General features: G+C 66.4%; 14 protein-coding genes. 7 read left to right on the top strand and 7 right to left on the bottom strand.

Annotation, left to right across the window (positions count from 1 at the left end):
- Positions 1-20: 20 nt before the first annotated feature.
- Positions 21-1,046, bottom strand: a complete 1,026-nt coding sequence (locus G6N68_RS30010; RefSeq protein WP_163719873.1) for a MaoC family dehydratase — start codon at positions 1,044-1,046, stop codon at positions 21-23.
- A gap of 55 nt (positions 1,047-1,101) precedes the next feature.
- On the opposite strand from G6N68_RS30010, the gene G6N68_RS30005 reads away from it, so the two are divergent.
- Together G6N68_RS30005 and G6N68_RS30000 are read left to right on the top strand one after the other, a co-directional pair.
- On the top strand, positions 1,102-2,259 hold the full coding sequence (locus tag G6N68_RS30005) for an acyl-CoA dehydrogenase family protein (protein WP_263992031.1): 1,158 nt from the start codon (positions 1,102-1,104) through the stop codon (positions 2,257-2,259).
- Positions 2,260-2,352: 93 nt separating this feature from the next.
- Positions 2,353-2,784 (top strand): CD225/dispanin family protein, encoded by a 432-nt coding sequence (locus G6N68_RS30000; RefSeq protein ID WP_163719872.1) that lies wholly within the window; start codon positions 2,353-2,355, stop codon positions 2,782-2,784.
- On the opposite strand, the gene G6N68_RS29995 is transcribed toward G6N68_RS30000, so the two are convergent.
- Both G6N68_RS29995 and fadD4 read right to left on the bottom strand, forming a co-directional pair.
- Entirely contained in the window at positions 2,778-3,737 is a 960-nt protein-coding gene (locus tag G6N68_RS29995) for an enoyl-CoA hydratase/isomerase family protein (RefSeq protein WP_163719870.1), read from the bottom strand. The genes G6N68_RS30000 and G6N68_RS29995 overlap by 7 nt on opposite strands.
- Before the next feature lie 3 nt (positions 3,738-3,740).
- Positions 3,741-5,258, bottom strand: coding sequence for a fatty-acid--CoA ligase FadD4 (gene fadD4 / locus G6N68_RS29990; RefSeq protein ID WP_163719868.1), 1,518 nt, complete (start codon positions 5,256-5,258; stop codon positions 3,741-3,743).
- Positions 5,259-5,366: 108 nt separating this feature from the next.
- Here fadD4 and G6N68_RS29985 point away from each other — a divergent pair, with 108 nt between their 5' ends.
- On the top strand, positions 5,367-6,020 hold the full coding sequence (locus G6N68_RS29985; protein WP_163719866.1) for a response regulator: 654 nt from the start codon (positions 5,367-5,369) through the stop codon (positions 6,018-6,020).
- A 10-nt stretch (positions 6,021-6,030) separates the two neighbouring features.
- Here G6N68_RS29985 and G6N68_RS29980 read toward each other — a convergent pair whose 3' ends face one another.
- Complete coding sequence (locus G6N68_RS29980; RefSeq protein WP_163720098.1) at positions 6,031-6,402, bottom strand: response regulator transcription factor; 372 nt, start codon at positions 6,400-6,402, stop codon at positions 6,031-6,033.
- Positions 6,403-6,493: 91 nt separating this feature from the next.
- On the opposite strand from G6N68_RS29980, the gene G6N68_RS29975 reads away from it, so the two are divergent.
- Positions 6,494-8,041, top strand: coding sequence for a sensor histidine kinase (locus G6N68_RS29975; protein WP_163719864.1), 1,548 nt, complete (start codon positions 6,494-6,496; stop codon positions 8,039-8,041).
- Positions 8,042-8,208: 167 nt separating this feature from the next.
- Positions 8,209-9,834 (top strand): benzoylformate decarboxylase, encoded by a 1,626-nt coding sequence (gene mdlC, locus G6N68_RS29970; RefSeq protein ID WP_163719862.1) that lies wholly within the window; start codon positions 8,209-8,211, stop codon positions 9,832-9,834.
- A gap of 89 nt (positions 9,835-9,923) precedes the next feature.
- On the opposite strand, the gene G6N68_RS29965 is transcribed toward mdlC, so the two are convergent.
- The 3 genes from G6N68_RS29965 to G6N68_RS29955 all read right to left on the bottom strand — a co-directional run bounded on the left by G6N68_RS29965 (position 9,924) and on the right by G6N68_RS29955 (position 14,512).
- Positions 9,924-11,753, bottom strand: coding sequence for a phosphoenolpyruvate carboxykinase (GTP) (locus G6N68_RS29965; RefSeq protein ID WP_163719861.1), 1,830 nt, complete (start codon positions 11,751-11,753; stop codon positions 9,924-9,926).
- Between the two features lie 144 nt (positions 11,754-11,897).
- The gene (locus tag G6N68_RS29960) at positions 11,898-13,448 is read right to left on the bottom strand and encodes a hypothetical protein (RefSeq protein WP_240356041.1); all 1,551 of its coding nucleotides are present in this window, start codon (positions 13,446-13,448) and stop codon (positions 11,898-11,900) included.
- Positions 13,445-14,512: a hypothetical protein gene (locus G6N68_RS29955; RefSeq protein WP_163720096.1), complete on the bottom strand. Its 1,068-nt coding sequence runs from the start codon at positions 14,510-14,512 to the stop codon at positions 13,445-13,447. The genes G6N68_RS29960 and G6N68_RS29955 overlap by 4 nt, the downstream gene beginning before the upstream one ends.
- Before the next feature lie 105 nt (positions 14,513-14,617).
- Here G6N68_RS29955 and trmB point away from each other — a divergent pair, with 105 nt between their 5' ends.
- Together trmB and G6N68_RS29945 are read left to right on the top strand one after the other, a co-directional pair.
- Positions 14,618-15,466 carry a tRNA (guanosine(46)-N7)-methyltransferase TrmB gene (gene trmB, locus G6N68_RS29950; protein ID WP_163719857.1) on the top strand — a complete coding sequence of 283 codons (849 nt, stop codon included), beginning with the start codon at positions 14,618-14,620 and terminating at the stop codon, positions 15,464-15,466.
- On the top strand, positions 15,463-16,191 hold the full coding sequence (locus G6N68_RS29945) for an NYN domain-containing protein (protein WP_163719855.1): 729 nt from the start codon (positions 15,463-15,465) through the stop codon (positions 16,189-16,191). Before trmB ends, G6N68_RS29945 begins: the two co-directional genes overlap by 4 nt.
- The last annotated feature ends 39 nt before the right edge of the window (positions 16,192-16,230 follow it).

Here is a 16,230-nt window from a genome sequence, read left to right as displayed (position 1 = left end):
CAGCCGGGTGCTTCCACTGCTTAGAACTCCAGCGCGGTGAACCGCCAGTCCAGCACCTGGCGGTCGGGTTGGCCCGCGTCGCCCACCGCATAGACCAGCGACCGCAGCCCAAGCGCGCCGCCGTTCGATGTGGCGGCGGCGGACTCAACGTGCAGTTCGCTGTAGAGCGTGTCGCCCTCGTGCACCGGCCCGGTGTGGTCGCAGGACTCCCAGCCCAGGACCGTCACCAAGTTGGGCAACAACCGGGTGGCCTGGGCGAACGCCAACGAAATGGTGTGCCCGCCGTAGACCAACCGCTGCCCACCGACCCGCGAATCATGATGCGTGGCAGCGATGTTCAGGGTCAGTCTGGCCAATTCCGCTGCGCTGCTGACCAAGTCGGCCGTGCTGCGCAGCACCGTGCCGGCGATGCTTACTGCGTGATCCGCGAAATGCGGTCCGGGTACCCGATTTCGGTAGACCTCGGCGTCCCACTGTTCGGTCGGGTCGGTGGCCGGCGGCACGGCGTCCGCGCCCACGGTGGATAGGTCGTCGGCCGGTGCCGCGGCCGAATCGGTCTGCCAGCCCGGGCTCATGGGCAGCATGGCGCAGCGGTAGAAGTCGAGAACCAGTTGGTCGGCCTGATCGATGGTGGTCATCCGCAGCGCCGCCAACCCCGTCGGCGCACGGCCAGGTTTGACCGAGTTGGCCCGCAGCCCAACCACTTCGGTCCGGGTGTAAATGGTGTCGCCGATCATAGGGAACCGGTGGAAAGTGAGGCCCCGGTAGAACAGGTTGGCTTTGACGCGCTGGGTTGCCAACGTCGACTGGCCGATCGCCACATTGCATACCAGGCTCGGATGCGCCAGCGCCCCAGGCGTACCCGTCACCGCCCCGCACAGGTCGGCGTCCAGGGCCAACCGCAGCCGGTCACCTACGATCGCCTGGTGGGCGGCCGCCAGACCGGACGACAACGTCACCGAGGGCGCCCAGTCGAACACCTGGCCGACCGAGAGGTCGTCGAAATAGGGACCACCCTCGCGCAAGTCCGCATACCCGTTAGTCACAGAGGCACATGCTGGCAGGCTGTGGAACTGAGGGTCAAACCGGAGGGCAGCGCAAGTGAACCATGAACTGAGTGAAGACGAAGGCATGTTGGTCGCGACGGTGCGGGCGTTCATCGACCGTGACGTCAAGCCGACGGTGCGCGACGTCGAGCACGCCAACACCTATCCCGAGGCGTGGATCGAGCAGATGAAGCGGATCGGGATCTACGGCCTGGCCATCCCCGAGGAGTACGGGGGCTCGCCGGTGTCGATGCCGTGCTACGTGCAAGTCACCCAGGAGCTGGCCCGGGGGTGGATGAGCCTGGCCGGCGCGATGGGCGGACACACCGTGGTTGCCAAGCTGCTCACGGCATTCGGCACCGACGAGCAGAAGCAGAAGTACCTGCCGTCGATGGCTACCGGCGAGCTGCGGGCCACCATGGCGCTGACCGAGCCCGGCGGCGGTTCGGACCTGCAGAACATGACCACCACGGCGCTGCCGGACGGTTCGGGCGGGTTGCTCATCAACGGCGCCAAGACGTGGATCAGCAACGCGCGCCGATCCGGCTTGATTGCATTGCTGTGCAAGACCGATCCGGCTGCGACACCGCGCCACAAGGGCATCTCGGTCGCGCTGGTCGAGCACGGTCCGGGGTTGACGGTTTCGCGCGACCTGCCCAAGTTGGGGTACAAGGGCGTGGAAGCGTGCGAATTGTCGTTCGACGGCTTTCGCGCTCCAGCCTCGGCGATCCTTGGCGGGGTGCCGGGCCAGGGCTTCGCCCAGATGATGAAAGGCCTTGAGACTGGCCGTATCCAGGTGGCGGCGCGCGCCCTCGGGGTGGCGACCGCCGCCCTGGAGGACGCACTGGCCTACGCCCAGCAACGCGAGAGTTTCGGCCAGCCGATCTGGAAACATCAAGCCGTGGGCCACTATCTGGCCGACATGGCGACCAAACTGACCGCCGCGCGCCAACTCACCCGGTATGCCGCCGAACGCTTCGACAGCGGACAGCGTTGCGACATGGAGGCCGGGATGGCCAAGCTGTTTGCGTCCGAGGTGGCGATGGAGATCGCCCTGAACGCGGTGCGGATCCATGGCGGTTACGGCTATTCCACCGAGTACGACGTCGAACGCTACTTCCGCGACGCGCCGCTGATGATCGTCGGCGAAGGCACCAACGAGATTCAGCGCAACGTGATCGCTAGCCAATTGGTAGCTCGCGGCGGGATTTAGCCGGGATTAGACCGGTTTTCGACGGCTGCCGACGAGGTCGGTGCTGTATATTTTGCGGAACTTCGGCAGCTCCGAGCCAAGGGGAGGATTGCCATGAGTTATCCGTCGGATCCATATGGCGGTTCCCCGGAGTGGCAGGGGCAGCCCTCGCCCTACGGCCAGCCCTCGCCCTACGGCCAGCCCTCGCCCTACGGCCAGCCGTCGCCCTATGGCCAGCCCGGCTACGGTCCGCAGCCGAACAACTACCTGGTCTGGGCCATCCTCGCCACGGTCCTGTGCTGCCTCCCGTTCGGCATCGTGTCGCTCATGAAGTCCAACCAGGTTGGTTCGCTATGGGCTCGGGGACAATACGGCGAGGCGCAGGCCGCCTCCGCCGCCGCCAAGAGATGGGCCATCGCCAGCGCGGCCGCGTCCGTCGCCGCCTGGCTCATCTTCACCGGCTTCTACGTTCTCTTCAGTGAGTCGGCAGTCTCGAATACGCCGTCCACCGACTTCACCACTTACCGGACTTATTCCGGTTACTGAGTCGGGGCCGCCGCGACGGCGTCTACCAGACCCCAGGCCAGTGCGGTTTGGGCGTCGATCGTCTGGCCGGAAAGCACGAGATACGCTGTGCGCCAACGGCCGATTCGACGGGTGACGCTGACAGTGCCGCCGGCACCCGGGATGAGGCCTAGGCCCAGTTCCGGCAACCCGAACACCGAATTCCCGTTGGCTTCAACCCATCCGCAGAATGCGGCCATTTCCAATCCACTACCCATCACTCGACCGTGGACCTCGGCGCGACACGCCCGGCCGAGCCTGACGGTGAGTGCATCCAACGCCAGGGCGGGGCTGTGCCGGGTGCGGGCCAGGTGAGCGCTCGCTGGATCGGCGAAGGTTCCGAACTCGGCAAGATCACCCCCGCTGCAGAACGACGGCCCGTTGCCGCGCAACACGATTCCGGTGACCGATGGGTCCAATTGGGCGACGGTGAGGGCTTCCAGCAACGCCGCCCGCGCATCGGTGGAAAACGCATTGTGTCGCTGCGGACGGTTGAACGTGACGTGCAGGGTGTCGCCGTCGCGTTCGGCCAGAACCGGATCCGCGATGTCCGGCATGTCAGCCGGGCCACGCTCTTTGAGCCAGCGCGCGAACTCCGGACCGGCCTGCAGGGTCGAGTAGGCCAATGATTCGGTGACCACTCCTCCCAGCGTCGCACCGGACGGGTCGAGGGTACGCAACACGTCGTCACACACCGAACTGGCTTGCGGCCAACGCCTGCACCGCTCCTCCAAGTCGGCCAAAGTCTGCGGTACCGAGTCCACGGTGACCACCCTGCGGTCGGCGCAGGGCTCCTCCGTCAGGGTGAAAGTTGCGCAATCCAGCCAGGATTCATCGACGCGCGGACCGTACGCGACCAGCACGCCCGGCGGCTCCGCAGGACTTGAGTCCGGCGGCGCGTGCTGAGGTTGCGAAAGGTCCACCAACCGCAGCATCGGTCACCCCGAATACTTCTCGATCAACTCGTTCTTGTACAACTTGCCGGTGTCGGTGCGCGGAAGCTGCGACTCGAACGCAATGGATCGAGGACATTTGAAGTGCGACAGTCGATCTCGCAGCCACGCCAGCAGCTCTTCGCCAAAAGCGTCGGTGGCGTCGGCCGGGTCGACGGTCTGGACGGCGCCCACCACCCGCTGGCCCATCTCTTCGTCGGGAACTCCGAATACCGCGGCGTCCAACACTTTCGGGTGGGTGACAAGCATGTTCTCGGCTTCCTGCGGGTAGATGTTCACCCCGCCGGAGATGATCATGTGGTGGCGTCGGTCGGTGAGGTAGAGATAGCCGTCCTCGTCGAGGTAGCCGACGTCACCGACGGTCACCCAGCCGTGCCGGTCCCGCGACGCAGCGGTTTTCGCCGGGTCGTTGAGGTATTCGAAGGGGTAGCCGCCCTCGAAATAGATCTCCCCGGCATGCCCCGGGGGAAGTTCGTTGCCGCCCTCGTCGAGGATGTGTACGGCGCCCTGCATGGGCTTGCCCACCGAACCCGGATGCGCCAGCCAGTCCTCGGCGAGGATGAGTGTGGACCCGCTTGCTTCCGATGAAGCGTAGTACTCGTCGATGATCGGGCCCCACCAATTCATCATCTGCATCTTGATGTCCACCGGGCATGGCGCCGCCGCGTGTATCACCCGCTGCAGACTCGAGATGTCGTACGAATTGCGCACCGCTTCCGGCAGTTTGAGCATCCGCACGAACATGGCCGGCACGAATTGGCCGTGCGTCACCCGATAGCGCTCAATGGCTTGCAGCGTCCCTTCCGGGTCGAACTTCTCCAACACCACCGTGGTGATGCCCGCGGCCTGCACGGTCATCGACCACACCGACGGTGCGGTGTGATACAGCGGCGCCGGGCTCAAATACACCGAGTCGGGAGTCATCCAGAATCCAACCAGGCCCGACATCATTCCTGGAGCGTCTTCCGGACGGACATGCGGCAGTTGGCGTTTGATCCCCTTGGGCCGGCCGGTGGTACCCGACGAGTACTGCAGCAGGTCACCCTCGAGTTCGTCGTCGATGGGGGTATCCGGTTGATCCGCAACGCATTCCGGGTAGCGCTCCCAACCCGGCAAATCGCCATCGGCGATCAGAAGTAGCTTCGGGAGGCCGCCCGACAATTCGTCGGCCAGGCCGGCGCAGGTATCCCGCAGCTTGGCCGAGCCGATGATCGCTTTGGCGTTGCTGTTCTCGATGATGTAAGCGGCCTCGGCGGCGGTGAGATGGGTGTTGATCGGCACGTAGTACAGGCCGCTGCGGCGGGCCGCCCACATGACCACGTGCATGTGCTCGTTGTTTTCCATCAGGATCGCAACGGCGTCGCCCTCGCGCAGACCGTGCTGACGGAATCGGTGCGCCAGTCGATTCGCCCTTGCTTCCAGTTCGTCGAAGGTGATTACCGTGCCCGATGGGTGCAGGATGATCGCTGGCTTGTCAGCACCTACAAACTGCCGGAATTGCATGTGCCGACTGTACCTTCGCCTTCATGGCGAGCCGTTTCACCACCGGCGAGACAGGGGCGCGGCGCTGTTCGCAGCGCCGCAGCGCTGACGAGATGTCAAGATTGGCTGGTGCCCGACGTGCGCGTGGTAGTCGCCGACGACGATGTCCTGCTCCGCGAGGGCTTGTCGAGTCTGCTGCAACGGAACGGGTTCGACGTGGTCGGGCAGGCCGGTGACGGCACCGAACTCCTCGAGTTGGTGCGGCGACTGACTCCCGATCTCGTGATCGTCGACATCCGGATGCCGCCGTCGCACGACACAGAGGGGCTGGACGCGGCCCGAACCATCCGCGCCGAATCGCCCGCGACCGCCATCCTGGTGTTATCCGCTCACGTCGACGTCGAGCACGCGATGGATCTGCTGGCCGGCGGACACTCGATCGGTTACCTGCTCAAGAGCCGGGTCACCGACGTGACCGACTTCGTCGACACCGTCGGACGCATCGCCAACGGAGCATCGGTGATTGACCCCGCGTTGGTCCAGGAGTTGGTGACCGCGCGGCGCCGCGACGATCCGTTGGATGCTCTCAGCGCGCGCGAACGCGAGGTGTTGACGCTCATGGCCGAGGGCCTGTCCAACGCGGGCATCGGGCGCCGCCTCTGGGTCACCGAGGGCACGGTCGAGAAGCATGTGCGCAGCATCTTGACCAAGCTCAACCTGTCGGACACTGCCGACGATCACCGCCGCGTACGGGCCGTCATCATGTACCTCGACTCGCTGTAGCGGTTGACCGCTAGTCGTCGCGAACCAGCAGTGCCCGGATCGCCTGGGGAGACAGTGAAATCTTCGAGACGAAACCGAGAGCCGGACTGTCCGCGATCAAGTCCTGCAAGTCCTGTTCGGAGTGCGTCGAAATAAGGATTACCGACGGCGCCAGACTGTTCGCCTCGTGCAGTGCACGCGCCAGGTCAAACCCACTCTCCGCCCCCAGGTCGACGTCCACCAAGGTGACGTCCGGACGCAATCGTCGGAAACACTCCAGCGCTTCGGCACTGCTCGAGGCCATTCCGACCACGTCAAAGCCCGCGCACTGCAGCATCGAGCGCGCGGCGTCACGAAACGTCGGGCTGTCGTCCACGATCAGACAACGCAGCGCGGTCGTCATGGTTACCACCCCTGCCACGTTGCCACCTCGATCGGCTCCGGACATTCCGGCTAGCGGGAAACTTCGCTGCGCTGGCACTAATCTGCGCTGAATGGGCGAATCACTCGAGTCGGACCGCACTGAGCAGGCGGGACGCAGCTCGTGGCGCGGTCGGCTGTTGGCGATCGTGCTGCGCCCGACCGCGCGACCACTCGGCTGGGGCATCGTCGCCATGCTGGGTCTGATTGCCGGCGAAACCGCCCTGGTGTTGCTCATGAAGCGAGCGGCACCGCAAAACTCCTACGGCGCGATATACCTGCTCGGTGTGCTGCTGGTAGCGGCCGGTTGGAACTTCGGGCTGGCCCTGGCGACCGCCCTGATCAGCACGGCGATCTACGTTTACTTCCACGTCCAGGACGGCGACAACGCGCTCGCCGCGATACTTTTCTTCCTGCCCCTGGCACTGTTGGCCAGCGCGCTGGCCAGCCAGGCTCGCCTGCAAGCGGCGGAATCCGAAGAGCGTCGTCGCGAGGCCGCCGCCCTGGCCCGCCAGCAGGCGGCGCTGCGCCGCGTGGCCACGCTCGTCGCTCGAGGCGCCGAGCCGGGTGAGGTCTACCCCGTCGCGGTAACCGAATTGGCCCGAGGCCTGACTGTCGAGCATGTGACGCTGGTGGAATTCACCGCCGACGACACCGCTGTGGTGCTCGCCTCGTATGACTTCGACGACACCAAACTTTTAGTGGGCGAACACCTTTCGCTTGACGGCGACAGCGTGGCCGCGCGCGTCCGCGGGACGGGCGCACCGTCGCGAATCGACGACTACCGAACGGTGCCGGGCCCCTTGGCGGATCGGCTACGAAACTTGGGAGTTAGATCGGGCGTCGGTAGTCCCGTCACCGTCGCCGGCGCGACGCGGGGAGCAATGATCGTCGCTTCGGTGAGCGCCGATCCCCTGCCGCAGGAAACCGAAACGCGTATTTGTGATTTCGCCGATCTGGTGGCCACCGCCATCGGTAATGCGGAGGCGCGCGCCGAGGTGCAGGCGTCCCGGGCTCGCATCGTCGCCGCGGCCGACCAGGCTCGGCGCTCGATCGAGCGCGACCTGCACGACGGTGCGCAGCAGCGCGTCGTCTCGCTCGGGCTGGGGCTGCGAGCGCTGGAAGCCTCGCTCTCCGACCAGGATCCCGCCGTATCCAGGCAATTGGACAACCTCATCAACGGAATGTCGGATCTGTACACCGAACTGCAGGAGCTGTCCCGGGGCATCCACCCCGCAATCCTGTCCAAAGGCGGGTTAGGTCCGGCTCTCAAGACACTGGCTCGTCGCTCGCCGGTGCCGGTACGTCTCGAACATTCCGTCGAAGCTCGACTGCCCGAACCGGTAGAGGCTGCCGCGTACTACGTGGTCGCCGAGGCACTGACCAACGCCGCCAAACACGCACGCGCAGCAAGCGTGACGGTGCGCGTGCACCGCCACGGCGCTGACCTGGCACTCGAGGTCACCGACGACGGGGTGGGCGGGGCCGTCTCCGGTGGCGGTAGCGGACTAGTCGGACTCCGGGACAGGGTCGAGGCGGTGTCCGGCCGATTCGAGATTTCCAGTCCCCCAGGCCAGGGCACCACGGTAGCGGCCCGCATACCGACGGCTCAGGGCCAGTAGCCATACCACCTGGGACTCGGTAGCGGATTCCTGCTAGCCGGTAGCTGGGCGTCCTGTTTTCTTCCATTCAGGTTGGCCGTTGGCAGCGATGCCTCAGCGCGCGCCGGCGACCAAAGTCTTACGCAGCGGCCACATCCGCTCCCCACCAGCGAGAAAGGTTCCAGCCGATGTCCAACACCAACACGGTTCACACAGTTCACGATGTCACTTACGAGCTGCTGCGCACCTTGGGATTGACCACCGTCTTCGGCAATCCAGGATCCACCGAGCAGTCCTTCCTGCGGGACTTCCCCGACGATTTCACCTACGTGCTCGCGTTGCAGGAGGCGTCGGTGCTGGCCATCGCCGACGGGTTCGCCCAGGCGACCGGCAAGCCGGCGCTGGTCAATCTGCACACCGCGGCGGGCACCGGAAACGCGATGGGATCGTTGGTGGCTGCGTACAAAGCGAACACCCCGATGATCGTCACGGCCGGACAGCAGACCCGCGAAATGCTCTTGACCGACCCGTATTTGGCGAACCGGGAGGAAACAGTTCTGCCGCAACCATGGGTCAAGTGGGCCTACCAACCGGCCCGTGCGCAGGATGTGCCGGCGGCGTTCATGCAGGCCTACGCGGTGGCCATGCAGCCTCCTCGCGGACCCGTGTTTCTGTCGATCCCGCTCGACGACTGGGACCAACCGGCGCTGGGACCCGCGGTCGTCCGTGAGGTCAGTGGCCGTGTCGCGCCCGACGCCGATCGGCTGCGTGCTTTCGCCGAACGAATCAGTCGAGCCCAGCGCCCCCTGCTGGTGCTTGGCCCGGAGGTCGACCGTGACGACGCCTGGGACGCCGGGATCGCCTTCGCCGAGAAGCTCAAGGCTCCGGTGTTCGGCAGCGCTCTGCCCGACCGAGTGTCATTCCCCGAGGATCACCCGCTGTCGATGGGACCGCTTCCGATGACCATCGCCGGGGTGAATGAGACCGTCCGCGGCCATGACCTCGTCATCGTGATCGGCGCGGCGGTGTTCCGGTACTACCCGTACGTGCCCGGTGATTACCTGCCCGAGGGCACCGAGCTGCTACACATCACTTCCGATCCGCACCTGTCGTCCGTGGCCCCAGTGGGCGACAGCTTGATCGGCTCCGTTCGCACCGCGCTTGAGCAACTTGTCGACATGATCGAGGTGCCTGCCGATCGAGTGGCGCCACAACCACACCCGCGGCCGGCCAACACGACCGTGGAGCCGGGGACGGCACCCTTGACCGCCGATCAGGTGTATCACGTGATCAGCCAGGTCAAGCCCGACGATGCCGCGTTGGTCAACGAGTCCACGTCGACGCTGGCCGAGCAGCTCAAATGGTTGCCTACCACCCACCCGCGCAGCTTCTTCGCCACCGGCAGCGGCGGCATCGGGTGGGGCGTGCCGGCCGCGGTCGGCATCGCACTTGGCGACCGAGCCCGCGGAGTCGATCGCCACGTGGTCGCCACCATCGGCGATGGATCCTTCCAGTACTCGGTGCAAGCCATCTATACGGCTGCTCAGCACAAGCTGCCGGTCATCTTCGTGGTGCTCCGCAACGGCGAGTACGCCATCCTGAAGTCGTTCGCGGAATTGGAGAAGACGCCCGGCGTCCCCGGCCTGGACCTTCCCGGGCTCGACATCGCCTCGCTGGGAACGGGTTTCGGGCTGCACTCGGTCACCGTTGACAGCACCGATGCACTCGCGGCCGAGTTCAAGACCGCACTCAACGCCGACGGTCCCACCGTCATCGTCGTGCACACCCAGCCAGAGAAGCCCTTCCTGGGCTGATCAGCCGCAGCCGGGCAGCCGCACCCGCTGAACAGACACAAGGGCCCCCATTTCCGGATCGGAATGGGGGCCCTTGCGTCTGCTCGGTACTATTCGGCCTCGTCCAAGCGGTGCTTCAGCGCCTCGAACTCGTCCTTGATGCCCGTCGGCAGCTTCTCGCCGACGAACTCCAGCCACTCCTCGATCAGCGGCAGTTCCTGACGCCACTCGTCGACCTTGACCTCCAGCGCGGCGGCCACGTCGGCGGGGTCGACATCCAAGCCCTCGAGGTCCAGGTCCTCGGCGGCGGGAACGGTGCCGATCGGGGTGGTCCGGCCGCCCGCCCGGTGCTCGATGCGGTCGACGATCCACTTCAGCACGCGGCTGTTCTCGCCGAACCCGGGCCACAGGAACTGACCCTCGTCGCCGCGGCGGAACCAGTTGACGAAGAACACCTTGGGCAGCTTGGACTCGTCGGCGTTCTTGCCCAGGTCGATCCAGTGCTGGAAGTAGTCGCCCACGTTGTAGCCCAGGAAGGGCAGCATGGCCATCGGGTCGCGGCGCACATTGCCCACCTTGCCCTCGGCCGCGGCGGTCTGCTCGCTGCCCAGGGTGGCACCGATGAACACGCCGTGCTGCCAGTCGCGCGCCTCGGTGACCAACGGAACGGTGGTCTTGCGGCGGCCGCCGAACAGGATGCCCGAGATCGGCACGCCCTGCGGGTCATCCCACTCGGGAGCCAGGATCGGGCACTGCGACATCGGGGTGCAGTAGCGGGAGTTGGGGTGAGCGGCGGTGGTCTCGGTCTCGCGGAAGTACCAGTCGTTGCCCTTCCAGTCGATCAGGTGCTGCGGGTCGCCTTCCAGGCCCTCCCACCACACGTCGCCGTCGTCGGTCAGCGCCACGTTGGTGAACACGGTGTTGCCGGCAGCGATGGTGCGCATGGCGTTCGGGTTGGACTTCCAGTTGGTGCCCGGCGCCACCCCGAAGAAGCCGAACTCCGGGTTGACGGCATACAGGCGACCGTCCTTGCCGAACCGCATCCAGGCGATGTCGTCACCGAGCGTTTCGGCGCGCCAGCCCGGGATGGTCGGCTGCAGCATTGCGAGGTTGGTCTTGCCGCAGGCCGACGGGAACGCCGCGGCGAAGTAGTACGCCTTGTTCTCCGGCGAGATCAGCTTGAGGATCAGCATGTGCTCGGCCAGCCAGCCCTCGTCGTGGGCCATTGCCGACGCGATGCGCAGTGAGTAGCACTTCTTGCCCAGCAGCGCGTTACCGCCGTAGCCCGACCCGTAGCTCCAGATCTCGCGGGTCTCCGGGAAGTGGGTGATGTACTTGGTGTCGCTGCACGGCCACGGGACGTCTTTCTGTCCCTCTTCGAGCGGCGCGCCGACCGAGTGCAGTGCCTTGACGAAGAAGCCGTCGTCACCGAGCTTGTCCAACGCGGCCTTGCCCATCCGGGTCATGGTGCGCATCGACACGACGACGTACTCGGAGTCGGTGATCTCCACGCCCAGCTTGGGGTCCTCGGCACCGAGCGGACCCATGCAGAACGGCACCACGTACATGGTGCGACCGCGCATGCAGCCCCGGTACAGGTCGGTCATGATCGCCCGCATCTCGGCGGGGTCTTTCCAGTTGTTGGTCGGGCCGGCGTCGATCTCGCGCTCGGAGCAGATGAAGGTCCGCGACTCCACCCGGGCCACGTCGGACGGGTCGGACAGCGCGAGGAAGGAGTTCTTGTGCTTCTCCGGGTTCAACCGCTTGAACGTGCCGGCCTCGACCAACTGGTCGGACAGGCGCTTGAACTCTTCGTCGGAGCCGTCAGTGAACACCACCCGGTCGGGCTGCGTGAGCTCGGCGACCTCCCGCACCCAGGACAACAGTCCCTGGTGTTTTGTCGGCGCGGTGTCCAACCCGGGGATGGTCGCTGAGGTCATCGAACTCTCCTGAAATCTGTAGCGATGTAATGGCCAGTTGTCGGTTTGTCAGTTTTCGTACACAGCCGCCAGCAACAGTTAGCGCTTTTATACAGGTTATCGCGCATCACTTGTCGGGTAAGGCGCGGAGGGGTATAAGACTGCTCACAAGACCGATTCAGAAGCCCCCCCGCCGGCTGATTTCTCGCCATCGGTGCCCCTTGAGTCCGGTCCGGCCACCCCTCGGCCGTCGATGCTGGGTATACCCGGTTCGCCCAGCTCTGCACGTATCACATCCAGCGCCGCCTGGATCGTCGGCATCTCTCGGTCGCGCATCGCGGCGGCCCGGGCGGCGGCTATCGCGTGTTCCCGAAGTTCGGTGTCGATCGCGCTCACCCGGTCGGCGACTCGCGCGTTCTCGACTTCGTCGCTGGCACTGATTTCGGTGTTGATCATCGAGTCCGCCAACACCACCCGAATTGCAACCAGCTCTTCGGTCGTTGACCGCAGCGAGGCGATCACCTCCTCGATCCAGCGCTCCAAGACGGCACGGTCGGCCAGCAAAGCCCGGGTGCGCACCACCAGGAGGGTCAGTGCCAGGCCGAGCAGCACGCAGCCCGCGATCCCCGCCCCCACCGCGGCGGGCGCAAAGCGGGGGGCCAGACCGGCGACGACCCGACTCAGCGTCAGCGCCACACCCAGACCGAAACCGGCACCCAGCAACACCATCAGCCGATTCTCCAGCCGCCGCGATTTCAGCGGCGGGGCGGCGAACTCGACCGTCGGGGTCGGATCGGCGGGGGGTGCCTGTGGCGGCACGCCCAAGGTCTCGGCAACCTCGGCCAGTTGGGTGTCGACACCCTCGGCGACCTCGGCGACCACCTGTTCGGCCCGGTCGCGGGTGTACGCCTCGAATCCGGCTACCTGCTTCCGAGACAGGCTCGCGATGTCCTGCTGCAGTTCGCTGCGCAGCGAGGCGCACCGGTTGCGGGCGAAGTGGGTCAGTTGCACGCGCGCTTGCTGGATCTGGCCCCGCAGCGCAATCGTGGTATCCGACCGCGCCTCTCGGCGCCGCCGCAGCGCCGTGCTGCGTTCCTCGCGCAGCGCGTCCACCCTCGCCTGCCGACCCGCACCCTCCACGTCGCGGTCGAATCGCTGCGCGACCGCGTGCAGCCGAGATTCCCACGCCCGCAATCTGTTTCGCCGGGCTAGATCCGAATCGGCGAGCTGCTCCCGGACGGTGGAAACCAACTCGTCCACTTGCGGCTCACCCAACTCGGGCGCGGCGGCCGCCCCCACCCAAGGCACCAGCCGGTAGCGCGGTGCGTGCGCGGCCAACCGGTCGCGGTTGACTGCCAACACCTCACGCCAGTTTCGGTGGACGTCGATCTTCGACACCACGCAGACCACCGCGTCGGTGTCTTCGGTGGCGGCGTCAAGCAACCTGCAGTCGGATTCGGTGATCGGCGCTGCCGCGGAAACGACGAAAACCACCGCCGTCGGCGCATCGCCGGGTGCCAAGTCCGACGACTCGACGACGCGTTGCGGCAGCCGCTCACGCAATGCGACGACCACGCCGGTCACCCCCGCCAGCCAGGGGCCGGTCACCAGGACCACCCCCCGACGGTTGATGGTGGGCGCACCCAGCCGTGGATCGATCGCCGTCACCATCGCGTCGACCCGTGCGGTTGGGTCATCGCGGGAGGCGCCGATCACCATGCTTTCCCCGCCACCATCCCTCCTGTCCGGGACCAAAGACGTAGCGATCCCCTGGAGATATCGGTACCGCACGCGCGGTGCAGCTCGTTCACCGACTCCCTGCTGTAGCGCTGCCACCGCATCGCCCGCGCCAGCGGTTCGTCCGGCCCGAGCTCCAACCCAGCAGCGCCGACCACGTCCGCCGCGGCAGCCATTCGGGCCAGCACGGTGTCGTCCGCGCGCAGGAAATCGCTGATCTCCGGCTGGCTGGCGGCCAGCGCTTCGAGCTCCCCGACAGCCTCGAGCACCCGGCGATAGCGCACCTCGGCCCCGAGGGCTCTCACTCTGGCGGTGACGGGGTCGACACCGCTGAGCAGACGCAACAGGGCACGCACCTTGGCCTCGCCGAAACCGCACCGCAACGCCGCCACGACGAGCGCGGTGCCAAACACGTCCAACGAGTCCAGTAACCGCTGGCGCACCTCGATGGTGACGGGAAGATCCGCCGTTAAGAACCCGGCGAAGGATCGGTCAAGGCAGGCCCCGCCGTCGGGGTGCGCGGCCAGCGCCCGCAGCGCCGCCCAGCACACGTCGTCCAGGTCGTCGAACGCGGCGACGGCGAGCAACCCCATCAGCGGCTCTACCGGCAACCGCGCCCGTTCGGCCAGCTGCGCACACCGAGCCCGCGCCGCGCCCGACGGCCGACCGGGCGAGCCACCGAATCCGGTCAGATCCGCCTTGTTCAACAACACCAGCGCAGGCGGACGGGCCTGCAGCGCGTCGAGGTCCTCGGGCTTCAATACTTCGGCGACGACATACACCTCGATCTCGGCCGGATGAGCAAGCTCGACCCCTTCGCACGAGACAGTGACGCCGTCCGACCACGCCTGCAAAGCGCGCGCGACCGTGCGACAGCCGACGCCTCGCCGCCCACGGACGGCCACGCGGATCGGTTGCGCGGCCCGCTCCGCGATGGCGCCCACCCGTGGATCAGCGACTCCGGCCGCGAATCGGGCCAGTTCGTCGACAAAAATCGGATGCCCCCTTGTCCCCGGCCTGCGCTGCCCGGATGCTTCCCTGATGGTGGCATTCGCGTCGTCGATCAGCGAGTCAGATGACGTCCCGCTACCAGCCGAAAGCAACTGTTGGATATCAATCTGGACCACGGGCGGCTACACCACAGGATCATGCGCCACCATGGACAAATGCATGCGCGGCCCGGAGTGGGGGTGTGTCCCGTTCCCATGAACTCCGAGCCTATGAATTCCGAGCACCCTAGCCCCGAGCCCAGCGCCTGGGGCTACCTCCCGCCCACCAGCTTCCGCGCCCGTCGATCGGCGCTGTCGAATGCTCAGCGCGAAACGTGGGATCGGCTGTGGCCACGGCTCGGGATGCAGGCCCCGTCGCACCACCAATCGCCGGAGCTACGGCCGCCGGAGCCGCTAGACACGCAAGCCTGGTTCGGCCGCGACGCTCCGGTGGTCCTTGAGATCGGATGCGGCTCCGGTACCTCGACGCTGGCGATGGCCCAGGCCGAGCCCCACATCGACGTCATCGCGGTCGAGATCTATCGGCGCGGGCTGGCTCAGCTGCTGTGCGCGATCGACAGTGCCGGGGTGGAGAACATCCGGCTGATCCGCGGCAACGCCCTCGACGTGCTGCAACACCTCATCGCCCCGGAGTCACTCACCGGTGTCCGGGTGTTCTTCCCAGACCCCTGGCCCAAGGCGCGCCACCACAAGCGCCGATTGCTGCAGCCGGCGACGATTGCCTTGATCACGGACCGGCTACACCCTGGTGGTGTCCTGCATGCTGCGACCGACCACCCCGGCTACGCCGAACACATCGCCGCAGTCGGTGACGCCGAACCCGGACTCGTTCGCGTCGACCCCGATTCCGAAGCGCTGCCGATCTCTGTTGTCCGCCCCACCACCAAGTACGAGTCGAAAGCCCACGAGGCGGGCAGCGCCGTCGCCGACTATGTATGGAAGAGGCGGGGGCAAGTGACACAATCCGGAGACCAGAACGCCCCATGAGCCTCACCGAAGAAGTGACCGTGCACCCGCCCGAGCCGCTGGTTCAGCCGGCGCTGACCCCCGAGGGTCTAGCCCCCGAGGGTCTCACCGGCATCCCCAAGCCGGTCGGGCGTGTCCTGCTGGTGTGGGATGCCCCCAATCTCGACATGGGTTTGGGCTCGATCCTCGGACGCCGGCCGACGGCCCTGGAGCGTCCCCGCTTCGACGCGTTGGGTCGTTGGCTGTTGGCTCGCACCGCCGAGTTCGCGTTGAGTCGCCCCGATGTCACCGTCGAACCCGAGGCCACCGTGTTCACCAACATCGCGCCCGGCAGCGCCGACGTGGTCCGGCCGTGGGTGGACGCGTTGCGCAATGTCGGGTTCGCCGTCTTCGCCAAGCCGAAGATCGACGAGGACAGCGACGTTGACCGGGACATGCTTCAGCACATCGAGCGGCGCTACCGGGAGGGGCTCGCGGCGCTCATGGTGGCGTCGGCTGACGGGCAGGCGTTCCGTCAGCCGCTGGAAGAGGTCGCGCGCGGCGGAACCCCTGTTCAAGTGCTCGGATTTCGTGAACACGCTAGTTGGGCGCTAGCGTCGGATAGCTTGGAGTTCGTAGACCTTGAGGACATCGCGGGTGTTTTCCGGGAACCGCTCCCGCGAATCGGCCTAGATTCGCTACCCGAGCAGGGCGCATGGCTGCAGCCGTTCCGGCCGCTGTCCTCGCTGCTGACCTCGCGTGGGTGACAAACAACCGCGTCTGACTCGACGCGACTAACCAGAACT

The organism is Mycobacterium bourgelatii, assembly GCF_010723575.1.
GTDB lineage: Bacteria > Actinomycetota > Actinomycetes > Mycobacteriales > Mycobacteriaceae > Mycobacterium > Mycobacterium bourgelatii.
The sequence above is the reverse complement of the archived record's forward strand: the minus strand, read 5'-3'. Positions and strand labels throughout refer to the sequence as shown.

Excerpts from the sequence above, each read along its gene's own strand:
- G6N68_RS30000 (WP_163719872.1), top strand. The coding sequence starts at position 2,353 with ATGAGTTATCCGTCGGATCCATATGGCGGTTCCCCGGAGTGGCAGGGG.
- G6N68_RS29995 (WP_163719870.1), bottom strand. The coding sequence starts at position 3,737 with ATGCTGCGGTTGGTGGACCTTTCGCAACCTCAGCACGCGCCGCCGGAC.
- fadD4 (WP_163719868.1), bottom strand. The coding sequence starts at position 5,258 with ATGCAATTCCGGCAGTTTGTAGGTGCTGACAAGCCAGCGATCATCCTG.
- G6N68_RS29980 (WP_163720098.1), bottom strand. The coding sequence starts at position 6,402 with ATGACGACCGCGCTGCGTTGTCTGATCGTGGACGACAGCCCGACGTTT.
- G6N68_RS29975 (WP_163719864.1), top strand. The coding sequence starts at position 6,494 with ATGGGCGAATCACTCGAGTCGGACCGCACTGAGCAGGCGGGACGCAGC.
- mdlC (WP_163719862.1), top strand. The coding sequence starts at position 8,209 with ATGTCCAACACCAACACGGTTCACACAGTTCACGATGTCACTTACGAG.
- G6N68_RS29965 (WP_163719861.1), bottom strand. The coding sequence starts at position 11,753 with ATGACCTCAGCGACCATCCCCGGGTTGGACACCGCGCCGACAAAACAC.
- trmB (WP_163719857.1), top strand. The coding sequence starts at position 14,618 with ATGCGCCACCATGGACAAATGCATGCGCGGCCCGGAGTGGGGGTGTGT.
- G6N68_RS29945 (WP_163719855.1), top strand. The coding sequence starts at position 15,463 with ATGAGCCTCACCGAAGAAGTGACCGTGCACCCGCCCGAGCCGCTGGTT.